Origin of the sequence: Anaerofustis sp. NSJ-163 (assembly GCF_024135845.1) — a bacterium.
In the GTDB taxonomy this organism is placed as follows: domain Bacteria; phylum Bacillota; class Clostridia; order Eubacteriales; family Anaerofustaceae; genus Anaerofustis; species Anaerofustis butyriciformans.
Map to the genome: position 1 here is coordinate 446,506 of NZ_JAMYJV010000001.1, position 18,540 is coordinate 465,045.

The window sequence follows — 18,540 nt, forward strand, 5'->3', positions numbered from 1 at the left end:
TATGGCTGATATAAAAAAATTAAGTAAAAAACCCGCATGGCACGAACTTACAACAGCAATGACAATAGATGAAGGCGGTACTTCTAAATTATTTAATACAGGAGAATGGACAAGTGTAAAACCTAAGGTAATCGAAGAAGAATGTAGACAATGTCTTTTATGTGCACAAGCTTGTCCCGACAGTGCAATACCAATTGCCCATAATCACAGAGTAGCAGTTGATATAAATCACTGTAAAGGTTGTGGAATATGCGTAAAAATTTGCCCATTTGGTGCAATAAAAATGGAAGGAGTAAAATAATGACAAAAAAAGACAGATTATCAGGAAATGAAGCGGCTGCATATGCCCTAAAACAAATTAATCCGGATGTATTCCCTGCATTCCCAATTACTCCATCTACAGAAATACCTCAATATTTTGCATCATTTGTAGCTAATGGAAAAGTTAATACAGAATTTATAACAGTTGAAAGTGAACATTCTTCTATGAGTGCAGCAGTAGGAGCGGAAGCTGCCGGAGCAAGAAGCGTTACGGCAACATCATCTTGCGGACTTGCTTATATGTGGGAAGAGTTATATGTTGCAGCATCAGACAGACTTCCTATTTTACTTACACTTGTAAACAGAGCCTTATCAGGACCTATAAACATAAACTGTGACCACTCAGACAGTATGGGAGCAAGAGATTCAGGCTGGATTCAAATATATTCTGAAAATAATCAAGAAGCATACGACAATATAATTCAAGCCTACCCTATTGCAGAAAATAAAGATGTATTACTTCCTATAATGATTTGTCAAGACGGATTTATAACATCACACGCAGTTGAAAATATAGAACTTTTAGACGATAAAGACGTTAAAGATTTTGTAGGTGAATATGAACCTGAAAATTATCTTTTAAATCCAAAAAAATCCTTTGCAATTGGAGCTTATTCAGTAACTGATTATTATATGGAAGCAAAAGTTGCACAAGCAAATGCAATGAAAAATGCAAAACAAGTTATACTTGACATTGCAGAAAAGTTTGAAAAAATTTCAGGAAGGAAATACGGACTTTTTGAAGAATACAAATTAGACGATGCTGATTATGCAGTAGTAATCATTGGTTCTGCAGCAGGAACAACAAAAGATACAATAGATAAAATGAGAAAAGAAGGCAAAAAAGTGGGACTTTTAAAAGTAAGAGTATTCAGACCTTTCCCTGGAGAAGAAATTGCACAGGCTCTTAAAGACGTAAAAGCCGTTGCAATAATGGATAGAGCTGAAAGCTTTAGTTCTCAAGGAGGTCCTCTTGGAAGCGAAGTTATGTCTTCTCTTTATAAAGCAAATAATAATTGCAAAGCAGTAAACTATATTTATGGTCTTGGAGGAAGAGACGTTACTGTAGACGATATGGAAAATGTATTTAACGAACTTGAAAATATACATAAATCTGACGAAAAATACGACACATACAGATTTATGGGTGTAAGAGAATAGAGGTGGCAGTATGAGTTATAATTTTAAAGAAATAATGAGCAGACCTGAACGTTTAGCACCGGGACACAGAATGTGTGCAGGATGTGGAGGAACAATTACAGTAAGAAACGTACTAAGAGGGTTAAAACCTGAAGATAAAGCCGTAATAGGAAATGCCACCAGCTGTATGGAAGTATCAACATTTATATATCCTTATACATCTTGGGAAGACAGTTATATACATAACGCTTTTGAAAACGCAGCTGCAACTATAAGCGGTGTTGAAGGTGCATATAAGGCATTAAAAAGAAAAGGGAAACTTAAAAAAGATCCAAATTTTAAATTTATTGTATTCGGTGGAGACGGAGGTACATACGATATAGGACTTCAATCTCTATCAGGAGCAGTTGAACGTAACCATGACTTTACTTACGTTTGCTATGATAACGGTGCTTATATGAACACAGGTATCCAACGTTCTTCAGCTACTCCAATGTACGCCGATACAACAACAACACCTGTTGGCAAAAAAAGTAACGGGAAACTTCAAAACAGAAAAGACCTTACTGAAATAATGGTTGCACATAATGCTCCATATGTTGCACAAACAACATTTATACAAAACTTTAGAGATTTACATTTAAAAGCCGAAAAAGCAATATATACAAAAGGTGCAACATTCCTAAATGTAATGTCTCCTTGTCCAAGAGGTTGGAGATATAATACTTCTGATATTATTGAAATATGCAACTTAGCAGTAGAAACATGTTACTGGCCACTATTTGAAGTAATAAACGGAGAATGGATACTTAACTATGAACCAAAGAAAAAACTTCCTATTGAAGATTTTTTAAGACCACAAGGAAGATTTAAACATCTATTCAAAAAAGGAAACGAAGATTTAATTGAACAATTCCAAAAAGAAGTAGATAAACGCTGGGAAAATCTTTTGAAAAAATGTAAATAGGTAGCCATAATATAAAAGTACGGACTGTATAATACAGTCTGTATTTTTTATAAAGAAAAACGGCAAAACTGCCGTTTTAATCATATATCCTATAAATTCTTTCTACATTTGTGCATTTAAAAGTCGTATCATCAAAAGTAAACACAGCTCCATTTATCTGTCTTCTTCCCATTGCAAGAGCATATTTACCCGTTGGTCTTTGTGCTCTAAATTTCTTTACAATAAATTCTCTGTCTACGCCTATAACCCCATCAACACTTCCGCACATTCCAACATCTGTTATATAACCTGTTCCATTTTCCAAAACCATGTTGTCTGCAGTTTGAACATGAGTATGAGTTCCATATACACCGGAAAATCTTCCATCAACAAAATATCCCATTGCAATTTTTTCACTTGTTGCTTCTGCATGAAAATCTAACATAATAATATCGCATATATTTTTTATTTCTTCATATATTTTATCTGCAACATCAAAAGGATTATCAAGAGGATTTAAGTAAGTAGTTCCAGATAAATTTACAACCCCTACCCTTACTTTTCCAACTCTATACACTTCATATCCTCTTCCAGGACAAGGAGAAGGATAATTTGCAGGTCTTATCATTCTATCTTCTTCTTGAATAAAATTATATACATCTTTATTATCCCAAATGTGATTTCCCGATGTTATAACATCAATACCACAATTTCTAAGTTCGTTATATACTTTTCTTGTTATTCCTTTTCCGTTAGCCGAATTTTCTCCGTTTGCAATTACAAAATCCGCTTTATATTCTGCTTTAATATCAGAAAGCTCATCAACGATGAGCTTTCTTCCATATTTAGCGAATATATCACCAAATACTAAAATCTTCAATTTTTACCTCTTTAACTATTTTGCATATTCTGTTGCTCTTGTTTCTCTTATTATGCTTACTTTGATATGACCTGGATATTCAAGATCATTTTCAACCATATTTGCTATTTCTTTTGCAACATGAACCATTTGTAAATCATCTACTTGTTCTGGTTTAACCATAACTCTGATTTCTCTTCCGGCTTGGATTGCATAAGATTTATCAACGCCTTCAAAAGAATTTGCAATTTGTTCTAATTTTTCAAGACGTTTTGTATAGCTTTCAAGTGTTTCTCTTCTTGCTCCCGGTCTAGCGGCAGAAATAGCATCAGCAGCTTGAACCAATACAGCTTCAACAGTTGCAGGTTCAACATCACCATGGTGAGCTTCAACAGCATGAATAACTTCTTTGTTTTCTTTATATTTCTTTAATAAATCAACACCTATAGAAACATGGCTTCCTTCAACTTCATGGTCAATTGCTTTACCTATATCATGAAGCATACCGGCTCTTCTTGCAAGTTTTGCATTTGCACCAAGTTCATCTGCCATAATTCCCGCTAAGTTTGCAACTTCAATAGAATGTTTTAATACATTTTGTCCGTAACTTGTACGATAATGAAGTCTACCTATAAGTTTTGTTAAATCAGGATGAAGTTTCATAACGTTTGTATCAAATAACGCTTGTTCACCCATTTCTCTGATTTTTGTATCAATTTCTTTTTCTGCTTTTTTAATTGTTTCTTCAATTCTTGCAGGATGAATTCTTCCGTCAACAATAAGTCTTTCAAGAGAAATTCTTGCAATTTCCCTTCTTACAGGGTCAAATCCTGAAAGAATTACAGCTTCAGGAGTATCATCAATAATTAAATCAATACCCGTTAAAGTTTCAATTGTTCTTATATTTCTTCCTTCTCTACCGATTATTCTACCTTTCATTTCATCGTTAGGTAAGTTTACGACAGAAACAGTAGTTTCTGCAACATGATCGGCAGCACATCTTTGAATTGCATAAGATACAATTTCCATAGCTTTTTTATCAGCTTGTTCCTTTGCTTCTAATTCCTTATTTTTAATAAGTAATGCAGTCTCTCTGGAAATTTGCTTTTCAACATCAGAAAGAAGTAATTGTCTAGCTTCTTCAAATGTTAGTTTTGAAATCTTTTCAAGCTCTTTAATTTGTTCTTGATGAGTTTTTTCAAGTTTATCTTCTTTTTTTAGAAGCTCTTCATTTTTCTTTATCAAAGAAGCTTCTTTATGATCTAAAGCATCGCTTCTTTTATCTGCCATTTCTTCTCTTTGAAGAACTCTTTTTTCAACAAGTTGAAGTTCTTCTCTTCTGGCTCTTGCTTCTTTGTCAAATTCAGTTTTTAAATTAAGCACTTCGTCTTTTGCTTCAATAAGCTTTTCTTTTTTTATTCTTTCGCCTTCTTTTAAAGCATCTTCGACCATCTTATTGGCAGTTTGTTCGGCATTTCTAAGTTTGCCTTCGCCAGATGTCTGCTTATAATATCCACCGATGAAAAAGCAAATTATCCCAATAACAGCCGCTATAATTAGCACTACTGGAAGTGATAATTCCATTTTCTCCTCCTTATTTTAAATTAATTAATAAAATATTTAATTTTAAGTATGTAACGAAAATGAACCAAACAAAACAATACTATGTTTCTGGTATTAGAGTTAAAAATATATAAAAATATAAAATTTTAAATATATATAAATACTAAAAAAGTTTAGTTTATTATCGTAATTTAAACATACTACCTACTAATTTTAATGTTTTTTCACTATTAAGTCAACAAAAAAATAAAAAGGTTTTTATAAAATTCATAATATTTTTTACAATTTTTTACTATTAAAATATTATTATGATTTTATGTTTTAATAAAACACAAAATGCGGTATAATGTTTAGCACAAAAAGGAGGTAATTTTATGAAACAATTCCTTAATGAATTTAAAGAATTTGCTTTAAGAGGGAATGTAATGGATTTAGCAGTCGGTGTTATAATCGGGGGTGCTTTTCAAGCAATAATAAACTCTCTTGTAAAAGATATAATCTCTCCTATTATAGGATTATTTGCCAGAACAGATTTTTCTGACATGGTTATAACAGTACTTGATGTTCAAATTAGATATGGTTCTTTTATAACTGCCGTAATAAACTTTTTAATAATGGCATTTATTATCTTTATTATGGTAAAAATGCTAAATAAATTAGCATCCATCGGGAAAAAACAAAAAGAAGATGAAGCACCAAAAACAAAAAAATGCCCTTATTGCTTAAGTGAAATCCCGATAGAAGCCACAAAATGCGCACATTGTACTTCTGATTTAACAGAATAAATTTTATAAAATAACCCTAAAAAATTTATTAAATTTAAAACTAAGGAGTTAAAATGAAATTAAAAAAAAATAAATACAAATAATTGGGATAGAAAAGAATATTTTGAACACTATTTTTCTAATATTCCTTGTATATATAGTATGACTATAAAATTAGATATTACAAAATAAAATCAAAAAATATAAAATTATATCCAACAATGCTTTACTATATAACAAATATTGTAAATAAACATGATGAATTTAAAACAGCATTTAATGAAAATGGTGAGCTTGGCATTTATGACGAAATAATACCTTGCTATACAATATTTCATAAAGATACAAAAACTTTTTCAAATATTTGGACAAGGTATACACCAAATATTAATAATTTTTATGATGAATATGAAAATGATTTAAAACAATACGGAAACAAAAAAGAATTAAATGCAAAACCCAATACTCCAAGTAACATATTTAATGTATCAATGATACCTTGGACAACTTTTGAAAGTTTTAATTTAAACCTTCAAAAAGGTTATACATATTTATACCCTATTTTTACATTAGGGAAATACTACAAAAAAATGATAAATTCTTAATGCCATTATCTATACAAGTTCACCATGCAGTATGTGACGGATTTCATTTATGTCAATTTTTAAATGAATTACAGGATTTAATTAACAACTAAAAAATATACATTCATTTAAACAATAAAAAAAGAGCTAAATGCTCTTTTTTTATTATTCAGTTTGAGTCTCAGGTGCATATATTTCTCTTGTTTGTATATCTTCTTTATTTAATTCAAATTCGGTTTTATCTTTTTGTATAACACCAATATAACTTTTCCCTTCATATACAGGAAGTTCATTTCCTTCAAGAGTAGTAATCTTTAAATCACCCTCTTCACTGTCTTTTGACCATTTAATTTCCTGAACTCTTCCGTTTGAAAGATAATATCCGCTTCCGCCTTTCCAGTCGACTTGTTTTAACTCGCCTATCCCAAGCATTCCTATATCTGTTTCCAACACAAATACGTTTGTAAAAGCAAGCTGTTCATTAGTCTTTCCATCAACTTGGTCTTTTCCGCTGTGTTGTTTTTTATAAGTTTTACTTTCACTGTCAAATGTAAAAGTAGAATAATATTCATCAGAGAAATTTAATGTAGCTTTGTTGCAGCCAGTAAGTTTAGTTGTTTCAATAACTTCTTTAGATTCTTCATCTTTTTTTCCTCCAAATAATTTTTCAAAAAATCCAGGTTCTTCTTCTACAACTTCTTCTTCTACAATTGGTTCAAAAGCAAATATAGGTTTATTTTTTTCTTCCTTTAAATCTATTCTAATATTTTCTTTTTTAATAACTTCAGGAAGATTTTCACCTTTTAAATATCCCGTATGCTCTAAAGCATAACCACTGTTTAATCTGTCTTGATCTCTGTCAAATAAATCAGTTCCATAAGTCATTCCGTCAAATCTATCTATACCTAAACTATTTAAGGTATTTGTAGCATAATCATTTCCACCCCAGTGAATATATATGCTGTCAAAACTATTAGCAAATATAGGGAAATAATATCTACAGCTTCTTATAGGACAAACACTTGGTACTTTAGTATAGTCACCATAAATTGCCATAAGTCTTGTTATATTTCCTTCTACAGGAATTTCAAAAATAATATCTGCATCCCCTATTCCATATTGCGGCAAAGCTTCCTTATGATTGTTTACCATTATGGCAATAGGTCGTTTTCCAACTGCTTCTTTTGATATGCCTTCAAGTCCTGTAAGTGGATTAACATCTACTTTAACTTCGGCAGTCTCTTCTTTTCCACATCCATAAAATGTTCCAAGAACTAAAAATATGCATGTTATAATTGCAATAAGTTTCTTATTCATAATATCCACCCCCTATATACAAAAAATTTTATCATAAAACTTCTTGTTATGCAAACTTTTACATATTTTATATACTTACTATATAATTCTTATTTATATAATTTACATTAAATAAGAAACTTATGTATTAACTTAAAAAAATTAGCTAAAAAAGCATTAATAAGAAACAGATAAAATAGCATTAAATAAAATAATTAAGAAATATTATATTTTTTGTAATACATAATTTAAACCCCAAAATAAATATATAAGTTAAATATTAAAAATATAAAAAACTGCCCTAAATGAGCAGTTTTTTATGAATGTCTCCTTTTATATATTTTCAAAGAAGCAAAATAACTTATTATCATTAATACAATACCTGCTATTAATCCTATTGAAAGAATCATATGAACATTATTCATTATATAAGATATATAATCAACTCTCCAAGAAGTTGCACCATAAAATCCTGCAATCATCATAATAAGAAGTATATATAAAACAACACCTTTCTTATTTCCAAGAAGTACAAATATAAAGAAACTTATAGCATTAAATATAAGTCCTACCCCAATGGAAAACAAGAATACACTTAAAGCAGAAGATAAGGAAATGCTTTTATAAATATCTACATATACATAACATACAATTAAATTTAAAATAAAGCATAAACCAAGCATTATAAATCCGGTCAAATACTTTGAAAAGATTATTTCTTTTTTGGTCATTGGATAAGTAAGCTGTATTTTATCAAAATCAGTTTTTTCATCTTCTTCAACAGTTACTTGAAACAAAGAAGAACCAAGCATAGGAAGTGTTATACCACAAAAAAGTAAAAAACCAAAATTTGATCTCATAAAAAGCATAAGCGCAACAATAAATAAAAAAGCAAATATAAAACTAATTAAATTCTTTTTTATTCCAAATCCTAAATAAAAATCTTTAAATATTATTCCTTTCATTGTACCTTTTCTCCTTTAATGTAAAATAACATAACATCTTCAACACTTGCATTTTCTATAATCAAATCCTTATAAATATTCATAAGCTCCATTCTGTTTTTAACCAAAACTTTATACGAAAAGGCTTCTTTTCTATAAAAAACAATATCATCAGGGCTTAAACTATCAAAGAAATCTTTTTTGCATGAAAGAACACCGTAATTATCATGTATGTCTTCATATTCCTTAATAAACTGTAATCTTCCTTCGTGTATAAAGGCTAGATAATCTGATATTTTATCAAGATCACTTGTAATATGAGAAGAAATTAATATGCTGTTTTCTTCATTTTCCGTATAACTTCTAAGTAACTCCAAAATTTCATCTCTAAATACAGGGTCAAGCCCACTTGTGGATTCATCAAGAATTAAAAATTTAGGATTATGAGAAAGTGCCAAAGCAAATTCAAGTTTCATTTTCATTCCTTTTGAGAATTTCTTTATTTTCTTATTAACAGGTAGATCAAAATTTTCAAGTAAAGAATAATATTTTTCATTATCCCAATTTTTATATATCTTTGAAAGCATCTTACCTATTAATTTAGCATTCATATATTCGCTATAATGACTTTTATCAAAAATTACCGCAATATCTTCTTTTATATCTTTTTCATGTTCATTAATATTTTTATTAAATATTTTCACTTCACCTTTTTCAGGTTCATTAATATTTAAAATCGAATTTATAAAAGTAGACTTCCCTGCACCGTTTTCCCCTATTAAACCAACAACACTCCCTTTAGGTATTTTTAGAGAAATATCATCAAGTTTAAAATCCTTATATTCTTTTGTAAGATTGTTTACCTCAAGTACATATTCCATAACTTAACCCTCCTTAAAAAACATATCAATAAGTTTTAAAAGCTGTTCTTTTTTAATATCATTTTCCTTTGATATATCTACAACTTCTTCAATCATGCTTTCAACTTTTCTTAAATTTTCTTCTCTGATAAAATCATTATTTTGAGCTGAAACAAACGTACCTCTCCCAACGCTTGATTCTATAAATCCATCTCTTTGCAAATCTTCATATACTCTTTGAGATGTTATTACACTTATATGAAGTTCTTTTGCAAGTTTTCTCATAGAAGGAAGAGAATCTCCCGGTTTTAACTCTCCTTTAATAATCATTGCTTTTATCTGAGATGTTATTTGTTCATATATTGGTTTATTACTATTATTACTTAAAATAATTTCCACAAAATCATCTCCTTTAAATTGTACTTATCTTATGAGTACATTATATATAATAATATATATATTGTCAATATATAATAAGTACAATTTTATTTTATTAATAACATTCTTGAAAAAAATATAAACATAATGTATTATTTAAGTCATAAAAATCCTGAAAGGCAGTAAACATGGAATTATTAAAAAATAGAATATTAAAAGATGCAACAGTTAAAGAAGGAAACGTACTAAAAGTAGACAGTTTCTTAAATCACCAAATGGACATAAATCTAATAAACGAAATAGGTAAAGAATTTAAAAGAAGATTTAAAGACAAAAAAATAACAAAAATACTTACAATAGAAGCATCAGGAATAGGTATTGCCTGTATAACCGCACAGTATTTTGGAGTAGATGTAGTATTTGCCAAAAAAGCTCAAAGTATTAATATAGACGGAGAAGTTTATCATTCAAAAGTAAAATCATTTACACACAATAAGATCTATGATGTTATACTTTCAAAGAAATTTTTATATAAAGATGACCATGTACTTATAATAGACGATTTTCTTGCAAATGGCTGCGCACTTCTTGGACTTATTCAAATTGTAAAAGAAGCAGGAGCGACAATAGAAGGTGCAGGAATAGTAATTGAAAAAGGAATGCAGGAAGGCGGAAAAATAATAAGAGAAAAAGGAATTGACCTTGAATCTCTTGCAATAATCGATTCTATGGGTAATGGTGAGATAGTATTTAGATAAAAACACGTAATAACGTGTTTTTTTATTATAAAAATTTTTATTAGGTGGGAAATATTTCCCTATCTTACCAAATAGCATAAAAAAATATTGTCATATTATACGATAAAATAAACAATATGATATACTAAATAAATAAAGATAAATGGGAGGAATAAAAGATGGGTATTAAATTGGGCTTAGATATCGGCACATCATCTGTGGGCGTTGCAGTTATTGATGATGATTATAATGTACTTGAAGCTGTATCTGATATTTTTACAGAAGCCGATGCAAGCAAGAATGTTGAAAGAAGAGGTTTTAGACAAACAAAAAGACTTATACGAAGAAGACAAAATAGAATAAGTGATTTTAAAGGATTATGGGAAAAATATAATCTTGAAATTCCAAAAGAAAAAATAAACAATCAACTTATTTTAAAAAATAAAGGATTAAACGAAAAACTAACACAAAATGAAATTTATTACGTTCTTTTAAATTCTTTAAAACACAGAGGTATTACTTATCTAGATGATGCTATAGATGAAACAAGTAAAAGTAAATCTGATTATCAAAAGGGTATTGAAATAAATCAAAATGAGCTAAAAAACAAATTCCCTTGTCAAATTCAATTAGAAAGATTAAATACTCTTGGTAAATATAGAGGAGAAACAATTGTAAAAGAAAATGATGAAACAATTACATTTAGCAATATCTTTACAAAATCATCTTATAGAAAAGAAAATAAAGAATTCCTAAATAAACAAAGTGAATTTCATGATTTTATTACAAAAGAATTTATTGATGATTATTTAGCAATATTTGACAGAAAAAGAGAATATTATGTAGGTCCTGGAAATGAAAAATCAAGAACGGATTACGGAAGATACACAACAAAAAAAGATGAAAATGGAAACTATATTACAGAAGAAAATATATTTGAAAAACTAATTGGAAAATGTAGTGTATATGAAAATGAAAGAAGAGCAGCAGGGGCATCTTATACAGCACAAGAATTTAACATATTAAATGACCTAAATAATATTACAATAGGAAATAGAAAATTAACAAAAGAAGAAAAAATCGAAATTATTAATACTGTTAAAACATCCAAAAGCGTGAATATGCTAAAAATAATAGCTAAAGTTACTAATGAAGATATTAAAACCATGTTTGGTTCAAGAGAAGATAAAAACGGTAAACCTGATTTTCATAAATTTGAACAATATAACAAATTAAGAAGAACACTTGAAGAGCATGATATAGATATTAATGATTTTTCTATTGAAACATTAGATAAATTAGCCGAAATTCTAACAATAAATACAGAAAAAGATGGAATTTTAAATGCAATAAAAAATTCTAATTTAAATTTTAGTGACGAATTAATAGAAATATTAATTGCTTTTAGAAAGAAAAACTCTTCTCTTTTCTCAAAATGGCAATCTTTATCTTTAAAAATCATGAAAGAATTAATTCCGCAAATGTACGAAGAACCTAAAAATCAAATGGAACTTCTTACTGAAATGGGATTTTTCAAAAAAAATAGTGAAAAATTTAAAGAATATAACAAAATACCTAAGGAAGAAATAACAAAAGAAATATATAATCCTGTAGTAAAAAAATCTATATCAATAACAATTGATGCTATAAATGCCGTAATAAAAAAATATGGATATCCTGACGAAATTGTCATTGAAATGCCAAGAGATAGAAACAGCGAGGAAGAAAAGAAAAATATTCAAAAAATGCAAAAAGCAAATGAAAATGAAATGAAGAAGATAAAGGAAAGATTATTTAAAGAGTATAATATTGATCTTCAAGACAAACATTTTCATAACCATAAAAACCTTGCATTAAAATTAAAGCTTTGGAATGAACAAGACGGAAGATGTATGTACAGCGGCGAATACATAAATATAGAAGACTTAATATATGATTATTCTAAATTTGAAATTGACCATATAATTCCAAAATCAATATCATTTGACGACAGCAGAAGCAATAAAGTATTGGTATACAGAAGAGAAAACCAACTAAAAGGAAACACTACACCTTATATGTATCTAAAAGATATAGACAGAAAATGGAATTTTGATGAATTCATGAGTTATGCTCTTGATTTAAAAGATAGAAATCTTATAAATAAGAATAAACTTAAAAATCTTTTATTTACAGAAGATATTACAAAAATTGAAGTTTTAAAAGGATTTATACAAAGAAACATCAATGATACAAGATATGCTTCAAGAGTAGTTCTAAATTCTTTACAAAACTATTTCAAATCAAAAAACAAAGACACAAAAATAAGTGTAATAAGAGGAAGCTTCACTCATCAAATGAGAGATAAGTTAAAACTTAAAAAAGACAGAGATGAGAGTTATTCTCATCATGCAGTGGATGCAATGCTTATTTGTTATTCAAAAATGGGATATAATGCATACCATAAATTCCAAGAAAACTTTATTGACTTTGAGCATAATGAAATAAAAGATAAAATGCAATGGATTGCCGGAATAAAAGATGAAAAATTAGACGATATAATGTATGAAAAGAAATGGAATATAATAAGAAATAACATCTTAAAAGCAGAAAAAGAAGTTAAATTCTGGCATAAAGTGGATAAAAAAGCAAACAGAGGTTTATGTAATCAAACAATAAGAGGAACAAGAAACTACGATGAAAAAACATATAAAATAAACAAAATCAATATCCTTACAGATGATGGATTTAAAACATTTAAAACGAAAATACAAAAAGGAAAAGAAAGTGATTTCTTAATGTACAGAAATGACAAAAAAACTTTTGATATTTTATTAAAAATATTTAACGAATATAAAGACTGTAAGAATCCTTTTGTTGAATATGAAAAAGAAACGGGAGATTATATAAGAAAATATTCAAAAAAAGGAAATGGAGCAAGAATACAAATTTTAAAATATCTTGATGGAGAAGTTGGTTCTTGTATTGATGTTTCCCATAAATACGGTCATAAAAAAGGAAGCAAAAAAGTTATCCTTGAAAGCTTAAATCCATACAGAACAGATGTTTATTATAACGAAGAAAAGAAAGAATATTATTTAATCGGAGTAAAATATGCCGATTGTAGATGTATAGACGGGAAATATTTTATAGATAAAGAAAAATACAATATTGCTTTAAGAAACGAAAAAATAATAAAAGAAAATCAAAGCATGGAAGATTTAAAAGCTCTTGGATGGAAATATAAATTTTCACTATATAAAAACGATTTTATCGAATACGAAAAAGATGGAGAAATCTTTACTGAAAGATTCCTTTCAAGAACCATGCCAAGAAAAAAAAATTATATAGAAACAAAACCAACTTTCGCACCTAAGTTTGACAAACCACAAAAACAAATTGGATTAAGCAAAACAAAGATGATAAAAAAAATAAGAGTGGATATTCTTGGAAACAGATATTATGCAAAAGACGAAGATTTCACTTTGGATATTGACATTTATTAAAAATGAATATATAATGTTATTGTAGATTTTTACAATAACTCAATTTATTCAGATCTACTAAAATAAGGCTTTATGCCGAACTCAAGGACGTCTTCGGACGTCCTTTTTTATTATATTTTAAGGAGAAAACAATGGCATTTAGAGTGCTTTTAATAGAAAACGAAGTAAATATAAAATTAAACTTAGATAATCTCGTAATAACAAAAGAAGGGAAAGACATATGGGTTCCTATAAGAGACTTATCAATGATAGTATTAGATAATTTAAAAACAAACCTAACATCAAGGATGTTATGTGCTCTTGCAAAAAATAATGTTGGAATAATAATATGCGACCAAGAACATCTACCTATAGGATTTTATTCCTCCTTTGACAATCACAGCAGAATATCAAAAACAATAAAATATCAAACTGAAAAAGATGAAAATTTTTATGCTCTTCTTTGGGAAAAGATAGTTAAAGAAAAAATAAAAAATCAAATAAGAGTTTTAAAGATATTAGATAAAAGCGAAGATATTCAAAATAAAATGTATGAATTCATAAAACAAATGCAGCATAACGATGAAAACAACAGAGAAGCTCACAGCGCAAAAATATATTTTAATGAACTTATGGAATGTTCATTTTCAAGAAGAAATGATGATATCTTATTAAATTCGGGGCTTAACTATGGATATACCATAATAAGGTCCTTTTTAGCAAGAGTATGTGTTGGATACGGACTTAATACTCAGCTTGGAATACATCATAAAAACGAATATAACAGATTTAATTTCGTTGACGACATAATAGAGCCAATTAGACCATTTATAGATTATTTTGCATATAATCTTTTAAAAGAAGAAAAATATTTCACCCCTAATCATAGGAGAGAACTAATAAACTTTTTAAATCATAAAGTTTTATATAACAACAAAAAAATGTATATATGCAACATGCTTGAAGAATATGTATACAATATAGCCGGATATTTTGAAGGAAGAAAGGAAGAAATAATCTTTCCAAATGTTGAAGATTATATTGGAAAAGAAAATGAGGTATAAAGTAATGAAACTTTTATGTATGTTTGACTTACCCACTCAAACATCAAGAGAAAGAAAAGATTATAGATTATTTAGAAAAGAATTAATAAAAGAAGGTTTTATAATGCTGCAGTATTCTGTATACATGAGAACCTGTCCTGACAGAGATTATAAAATAAGAATGGAAAAGAGAATAGAAAAAATAATACCTAAAAAAGGCAATATCAGGCTTGTGGCAATAACCGAAAAACAGTATGAAGACATGAAAATATTAATAGGAAGCAAAAACGAAACGGAAAAGGTAATAGGAAGTGAGAGGATGATAGTACTTTGAAAGTTCAAATATGTAATAAAGAAAAAGAATATATTATAAATTTAATGCAAATAACCCAGCTATGCGGAGTAAACTTTTATATTAAAGATTTTATAATAAACTCCATATATAAATACTTTTCAAATGGTAAATATATGGAATATGAAAAAAATATGGAAGAAAATATTAAAATAGAAGATGAAAAATTAGGAAGGAATTACTTCGATATAATAAGAATAAAAGGTAAAGAAGACTTAATAAATATTCTAAAAATAACTAAAACCGGACTAATTAATAAATATATAAATGATAAAATTCAAAATATAAATTTTCAAAGACAGTTAAACATTATAGATAATGCCCTTGAAGAAATATATATAAAATTAAACCAAAACGAATTTAAAAACATTAACTTTACATATAAAAGAGAAGATTTATTTAATTTAATACAGCATTCAACAATAAAAGATATACATGAAAGAGATTTGGAAGGAATAAAAAATATAGATTTGTTAAAAGACTTTTTAATATTAATAAAAGAAATACAACAAATTAGTCCTTCAAAACAAATGATAATTATTGAAAATATTGAACATATGATATCAAAAGATGAATATGAAAAATTTTATAAACAAATAAAAGAACTTACATATAATTTTGATTTATGGTTTATAATCCCCATATGCATTGAAAATTATGTATGTTTGGATAAAGAATATATTAACGGTATAAATATTATAAACGATATAATATATTCCCTTACAAATATGGAAACTATAAAATATTTTATTGAAAGTAATTATCCTTATTTTAAAAAATGGGAAGATAAAGAATTAATAACAATCTTAAAATTGATAATAAATAAAATAGGAAAAGAAGAAATTTATAATATAAAAAGTGATGTTATATTAAAAATATTTAATGATAATCTGTTTATTCATTCAAAGCATTTAGAAACATTAAATACCCTAGAAAACAATTTCCTTTTATCATAAATTATGGTATAATATATATGAGTTATTGTAAAAGGAGGGTGCTTTTATGAATATGAGAATTTATAAATTTATGAAAATTTTTATAAATTCTGCAATTTGACATTTTAGTACCTGAACAAATTGAGTTATTGTAAAACAAAATCTAATGGAATATACAGACGAGCTATATTTTAGTACCTGAACAAATTGAGTTATTGTAAAACAATCTACATTGTACCGATTCTAACATTTTCATTTTAGTACCTGAACAAATTGAGTTATTGTAAAACGCTATCAATCTCTCCTTGCTTACCTTGAATATTTTAGTACCTGAACAAATTGAGTTATTGTAAAACTAAATCCTCGATTTCCACCGCTTGAACCTCATTTTAGTACCTGAACAAATTGAGTTATTGTAAAACCTTCCAAATTTGCTTGGTTATTATTTACTGAATTTTAGTACCTGAACAAATTGAGTTATTGTAAAACAACAACCATAGTGGAGAAAAACAATGATAATTTTAGTACCTGAACAAATTGAGTTATTGTAAAACCATACATCAATATTATTTTCAATATGTTTGATTTTAGTACCTGAACAAATTGAGTTATTGTAAAACTTCCAACAAATGATAAAGTTTATCTATATGATTTTAGTACCTGAACAAATTGAGTTATTGTAAAACTGCTTCAGGCAAATCCAGAAGACGAAAAAAATTTTAGTACCTGAACAAATTGAGTTATTGTAAAACCTAACGCTCATGTAGTATTTACAAGACGATATTTTAGTACCTGAACAAATTGAGTTATTGTAAAACCTTGTGATTTTTTGAAAAATGAAGCTGTTGATTTTAGTACCTGAACAAATTGAGTTATTGTAAAACGATATAATTGCTTCATAATATTCACTACCTATTTTAGTACCTGAACAAATTGAGTTATTGTAAAACTTAATAGAAAAATAACAATTCTAAAAGCAGATTTTAGTACCTGAACAAATTGAGTTATTGTAAAACTCCCATATGCTAATCCGTTTTTATCTCTTCATTTTAGTACCTGAACAAATTGAGTTATTGTAAAACTTCTATATTTAGCTTTTGCATTCATATATTATTTTAGTACCTGAACAAATTGAGTTATTGTAAAACAAAGCTTACAAGATGTAGCAAGAGAGACAGATTTTAGTACCTGAACAAATTGAGTTATTGTAAAACTAAATGCTCTTTCCATATATTACCTCTATTATTTTAGTACCTGAACAAATTGAGTTATTGTAAAACTTAAGTATTTTTATCACATTCAAATTTGGTATTTTAGTACCTGAACAAATTGAGTTATTGTAAAACCAAAATCAAAAAGGAACCTATTCCAAGTGGATTTTAGTACCTGAACAAATTGAGTTATTGTAAAACCTTTCTTTTAGTTTATTAATTATAATTTCCATTTTAGTACCTGAACAAATTGAGTTATTGTAAAACATTATATCTTCTTTTTTTTCTTTTTCGCTGATTTTAGTACCTGAACAAATTGAGTTATTGTAAAACTTTGAGTATAAAATCTTGTTTGAGGTACAGATTTTAGTACCTGAACAAATTGAGTTATTGTAAAACATTATCTTCTTTTGCCACAGCTTCACCACCATTTTAGTACCTGAACAAATTGAGTTATTGTAAAACGATGAAATACCAAAAGTAATAGATGACCTTATTTTAGTACCTGAACAAATTGAGTTATTGTAAAACCCATGAAACTAACGAAGATATCCCTTGCCAATTTTAGTACCTGAACAAATTGAGTTATTGTAAAACTCAGAAACAGTATACTTATATTTATCAAATTATTTTAGTACCTGAACAAATTGAGTTATTGTAAAACTAGTATTTAATACTTTAGCTATTTCGTCACATTTTAGTACCTGAACAAATTGAGTTATTGTAAAACCACAAGCTCATGTAGTATTCACAAGGCGATATTTTAGTACCTGAACAAATTGAGTTATTGTAAAACTATTTCAAATGTAGAGCGTTGGGCAGATTTATTTTAGTACCTGAACAAATTGAGTTATTGTAAAACAAAATTAATAATACACTTATAAAAGTTAAAATTTTAGTACCTGAACAAATTGAGTTATTGTAAAACATATTTAAAGCATGACATTTAATATCTTCTATTTTAGTACCTGAACAAATTGAGTTATTGTAAAACACAACATTTGAACTAGCTGAACGCCTGCATATTTTAGTACCTGAACAAATTGAGTTATTGTAAAACTGATGAATTATTTAATATTTTAGGAAGAGAATTTTAGTACCTGAACAAATTGAGTTATTGTAAAACTCAACTTTGCATTCTTT

At 27.7% G+C, this 18,540-nt stretch carries 15 protein-coding genes, 1 pseudogene and 1 CRISPR repeat array; of the genes and pseudogenes, 10 read left to right on the forward strand and 6 right to left on the reverse strand.

Annotated features, from left to right (window positions below; genetic code table 11):
* The first annotated feature begins 1 nt into the window (after position 1).
* Genes M6G78_RS02170 through M6G78_RS02180 form a run of 3 tightly spaced genes read left to right on the forward strand, consistent with a single transcriptional unit; the run spans position 2 to position 2,428 of the window.
* Positions 2 to 301 (forward strand): 4Fe-4S dicluster domain-containing protein, encoded by a 300-nt coding sequence (locus M6G78_RS02170; RefSeq protein WP_253229499.1) that lies wholly within the window; start codon positions 2 to 4, stop codon positions 299 to 301.
* Positions 301 to 1,482 (forward strand): pyruvate ferredoxin oxidoreductase, encoded by a 1,182-nt coding sequence (gene porA / locus M6G78_RS02175; RefSeq protein WP_253229500.1) that lies wholly within the window; start codon positions 301 to 303, stop codon positions 1,480 to 1,482. Before M6G78_RS02170 ends, porA begins: the two co-directional genes overlap by 1 nt.
* 10 nt (positions 1,483 to 1,492) lie before the next feature.
* Positions 1,493 to 2,428, forward strand: a complete 936-nt coding sequence (locus tag M6G78_RS02180; RefSeq protein WP_253229501.1) for a thiamine pyrophosphate-dependent enzyme — start codon at positions 1,493 to 1,495, stop codon at positions 2,426 to 2,428.
* A 76-nt stretch (positions 2,429 to 2,504) separates the two neighbouring features.
* On the opposite strand, the gene M6G78_RS02185 is transcribed toward M6G78_RS02180, so the two are convergent.
* Entirely contained in the window at positions 2,505 to 3,287 is a 783-nt protein-coding gene (locus M6G78_RS02185) for a TIGR00282 family metallophosphoesterase (RefSeq protein ID WP_253229502.1), read from the reverse strand.
* A 15-nt stretch (positions 3,288 to 3,302) separates the two neighbouring features.
* Entirely contained in the window at positions 3,303 to 4,850 is a 1,548-nt protein-coding gene (gene rny / locus M6G78_RS02190) for a ribonuclease Y (protein WP_138269335.1), read from the reverse strand.
* 353 nt (positions 4,851 to 5,203) lie between these two features.
* Here rny and mscL point away from each other — a divergent pair, with 353 nt between their 5' ends.
* Both mscL and M6G78_RS02200 read left to right on the forward strand, forming a co-directional pair.
* Positions 5,204 to 5,614 carry a large conductance mechanosensitive channel protein MscL gene (gene mscL / locus M6G78_RS02195; protein ID WP_253229503.1) on the forward strand — a complete coding sequence of 137 codons (411 nt, stop codon included), beginning with the start codon at positions 5,204 to 5,206 and terminating at the stop codon, positions 5,612 to 5,614.
* Positions 5,615 to 5,737: 123 nt separating this feature from the next.
* Positions 5,738 to 6,290: pseudogene (locus M6G78_RS02200) on the forward strand (CatA-like O-acetyltransferase).
* A 52-nt stretch (positions 6,291 to 6,342) separates the two neighbouring features.
* Here the strand turns inward: M6G78_RS02200 and M6G78_RS02205 are convergent.
* The 4 genes from M6G78_RS02205 to M6G78_RS02220 form a co-directional block, all read right to left on the reverse strand.
* Positions 6,343 to 7,494, reverse strand: a complete 1,152-nt coding sequence (locus tag M6G78_RS02205) for a DUF3048 domain-containing protein (protein WP_253229504.1) — start codon at positions 7,492 to 7,494, stop codon at positions 6,343 to 6,345.
* 296 nt (positions 7,495 to 7,790) lie between these two features.
* Positions 7,791 to 8,438, reverse strand: a complete 648-nt coding sequence (locus M6G78_RS02210) for an ABC-2 transporter permease (RefSeq protein WP_138269338.1) — start codon at positions 8,436 to 8,438, stop codon at positions 7,791 to 7,793.
* Complete coding sequence (locus M6G78_RS02215; RefSeq protein WP_253229505.1) at positions 8,435 to 9,298, reverse strand: ABC transporter ATP-binding protein; 864 nt, start codon at positions 9,296 to 9,298, stop codon at positions 8,435 to 8,437. Before M6G78_RS02215 ends, M6G78_RS02210 begins: the two co-directional genes overlap by 4 nt.
* A gap of 3 nt (positions 9,299 to 9,301) precedes the next feature.
* The gene (locus tag M6G78_RS02220) at positions 9,302 to 9,676 is read right to left on the reverse strand and encodes a GntR family transcriptional regulator (RefSeq protein WP_138269340.1); all 375 of its coding nucleotides are present in this window, start codon (positions 9,674 to 9,676) and stop codon (positions 9,302 to 9,304) included.
* A 167-nt stretch (positions 9,677 to 9,843) separates the two neighbouring features.
* On the opposite strand from M6G78_RS02220, the gene M6G78_RS02225 reads away from it, so the two are divergent.
* The 5 genes from M6G78_RS02225 (at position 9,844) to csn2-St (ending at position 16,207) form a co-directional block, all read left to right on the forward strand.
* Positions 9,844 to 10,413 (forward strand): xanthine phosphoribosyltransferase, encoded by a 570-nt coding sequence (locus M6G78_RS02225; protein WP_253229506.1) that lies wholly within the window; start codon positions 9,844 to 9,846, stop codon positions 10,411 to 10,413.
* Positions 10,414 to 10,571: 158 nt separating this feature from the next.
* Positions 10,572 to 13,877 (forward strand): type II CRISPR RNA-guided endonuclease Cas9, encoded by a 3,306-nt coding sequence (cas9, locus tag M6G78_RS02230; protein WP_253229507.1) that lies wholly within the window; start codon positions 10,572 to 10,574, stop codon positions 13,875 to 13,877.
* A gap of 131 nt (positions 13,878 to 14,008) precedes the next feature.
* On the forward strand, positions 14,009 to 14,920 hold the full coding sequence (gene cas1 / locus M6G78_RS02235; RefSeq protein WP_253229508.1) for a type II CRISPR-associated endonuclease Cas1: 912 nt from the start codon (positions 14,009 to 14,011) through the stop codon (positions 14,918 to 14,920).
* 4 nt (positions 14,921 to 14,924) lie between these two features.
* Positions 14,925 to 15,233 carry a CRISPR-associated endonuclease Cas2 gene (gene cas2, locus M6G78_RS02240; RefSeq protein WP_243112237.1) on the forward strand — a complete coding sequence of 103 codons (309 nt, stop codon included), beginning with the start codon at positions 14,925 to 14,927 and terminating at the stop codon, positions 15,231 to 15,233.
* A complete protein-coding gene (gene csn2-St, locus M6G78_RS02245; protein WP_253229509.1) occupies positions 15,230 to 16,207 on the forward strand; it encodes a CRISPR-associated protein Csn2-St in 978 nt (325 codons plus the stop codon). Before cas2 ends, csn2-St begins: the two co-directional genes overlap by 4 nt.
* A 101-nt stretch (positions 16,208 to 16,308) precedes the next feature.
* A CRISPR array of direct repeats spans positions 16,309 to 18,523; the repeat unit is 36 nt; unit sequence ATTTTAGTACCTGAACAAATTGAGTTATTGTAAAAC.
* The last annotated feature ends 17 nt before the right edge of the window (positions 18,524 to 18,540 follow it).

What these genes read in the sequence shown, in the direction of transcription:
- M6G78_RS02170 (WP_253229499.1), top strand. Translation starts at nt 2, where the DNA reads ATGGCTGATATAAAAAAATTAAGTAAAAAACCCGCATGGCACGAACTT.
- porA (WP_253229500.1), top strand. Translation starts at nt 301, where the DNA reads ATGACAAAAAAAGACAGATTATCAGGAAATGAAGCGGCTGCATATGCC.
- M6G78_RS02180 (WP_253229501.1), top strand. Translation starts at nt 1,493, where the DNA reads ATGAGTTATAATTTTAAAGAAATAATGAGCAGACCTGAACGTTTAGCA.
- rny (WP_138269335.1), bottom strand. Translation starts at nt 4,850, where the DNA reads ATGGAATTATCACTTCCAGTAGTGCTAATTATAGCGGCTGTTATTGGG.
- mscL (WP_253229503.1), top strand. Translation starts at nt 5,204, where the DNA reads ATGAAACAATTCCTTAATGAATTTAAAGAATTTGCTTTAAGAGGGAAT.
- M6G78_RS02205 (WP_253229504.1), bottom strand. Translation starts at nt 7,494, where the DNA reads ATGAATAAGAAACTTATTGCAATTATAACATGCATATTTTTAGTTCTT.
- M6G78_RS02210 (WP_138269338.1), bottom strand. Translation starts at nt 8,438, where the DNA reads ATGAAAGGAATAATATTTAAAGATTTTTATTTAGGATTTGGAATAAAA.
- M6G78_RS02215 (WP_253229505.1), bottom strand. Translation starts at nt 9,298, where the DNA reads ATGGAATATGTACTTGAGGTAAACAATCTTACAAAAGAATATAAGGAT.
- M6G78_RS02225 (WP_253229506.1), top strand. Translation starts at nt 9,844, where the DNA reads ATGGAATTATTAAAAAATAGAATATTAAAAGATGCAACAGTTAAAGAA.
- cas9 (WP_253229507.1), top strand. Translation starts at nt 10,572, where the DNA reads ATGGGTATTAAATTGGGCTTAGATATCGGCACATCATCTGTGGGCGTT.
- cas1 (WP_253229508.1), top strand. Translation starts at nt 14,009, where the DNA reads ATGGCATTTAGAGTGCTTTTAATAGAAAACGAAGTAAATATAAAATTA.
- cas2 (WP_243112237.1), top strand. Translation starts at nt 14,925, where the DNA reads ATGAAACTTTTATGTATGTTTGACTTACCCACTCAAACATCAAGAGAA.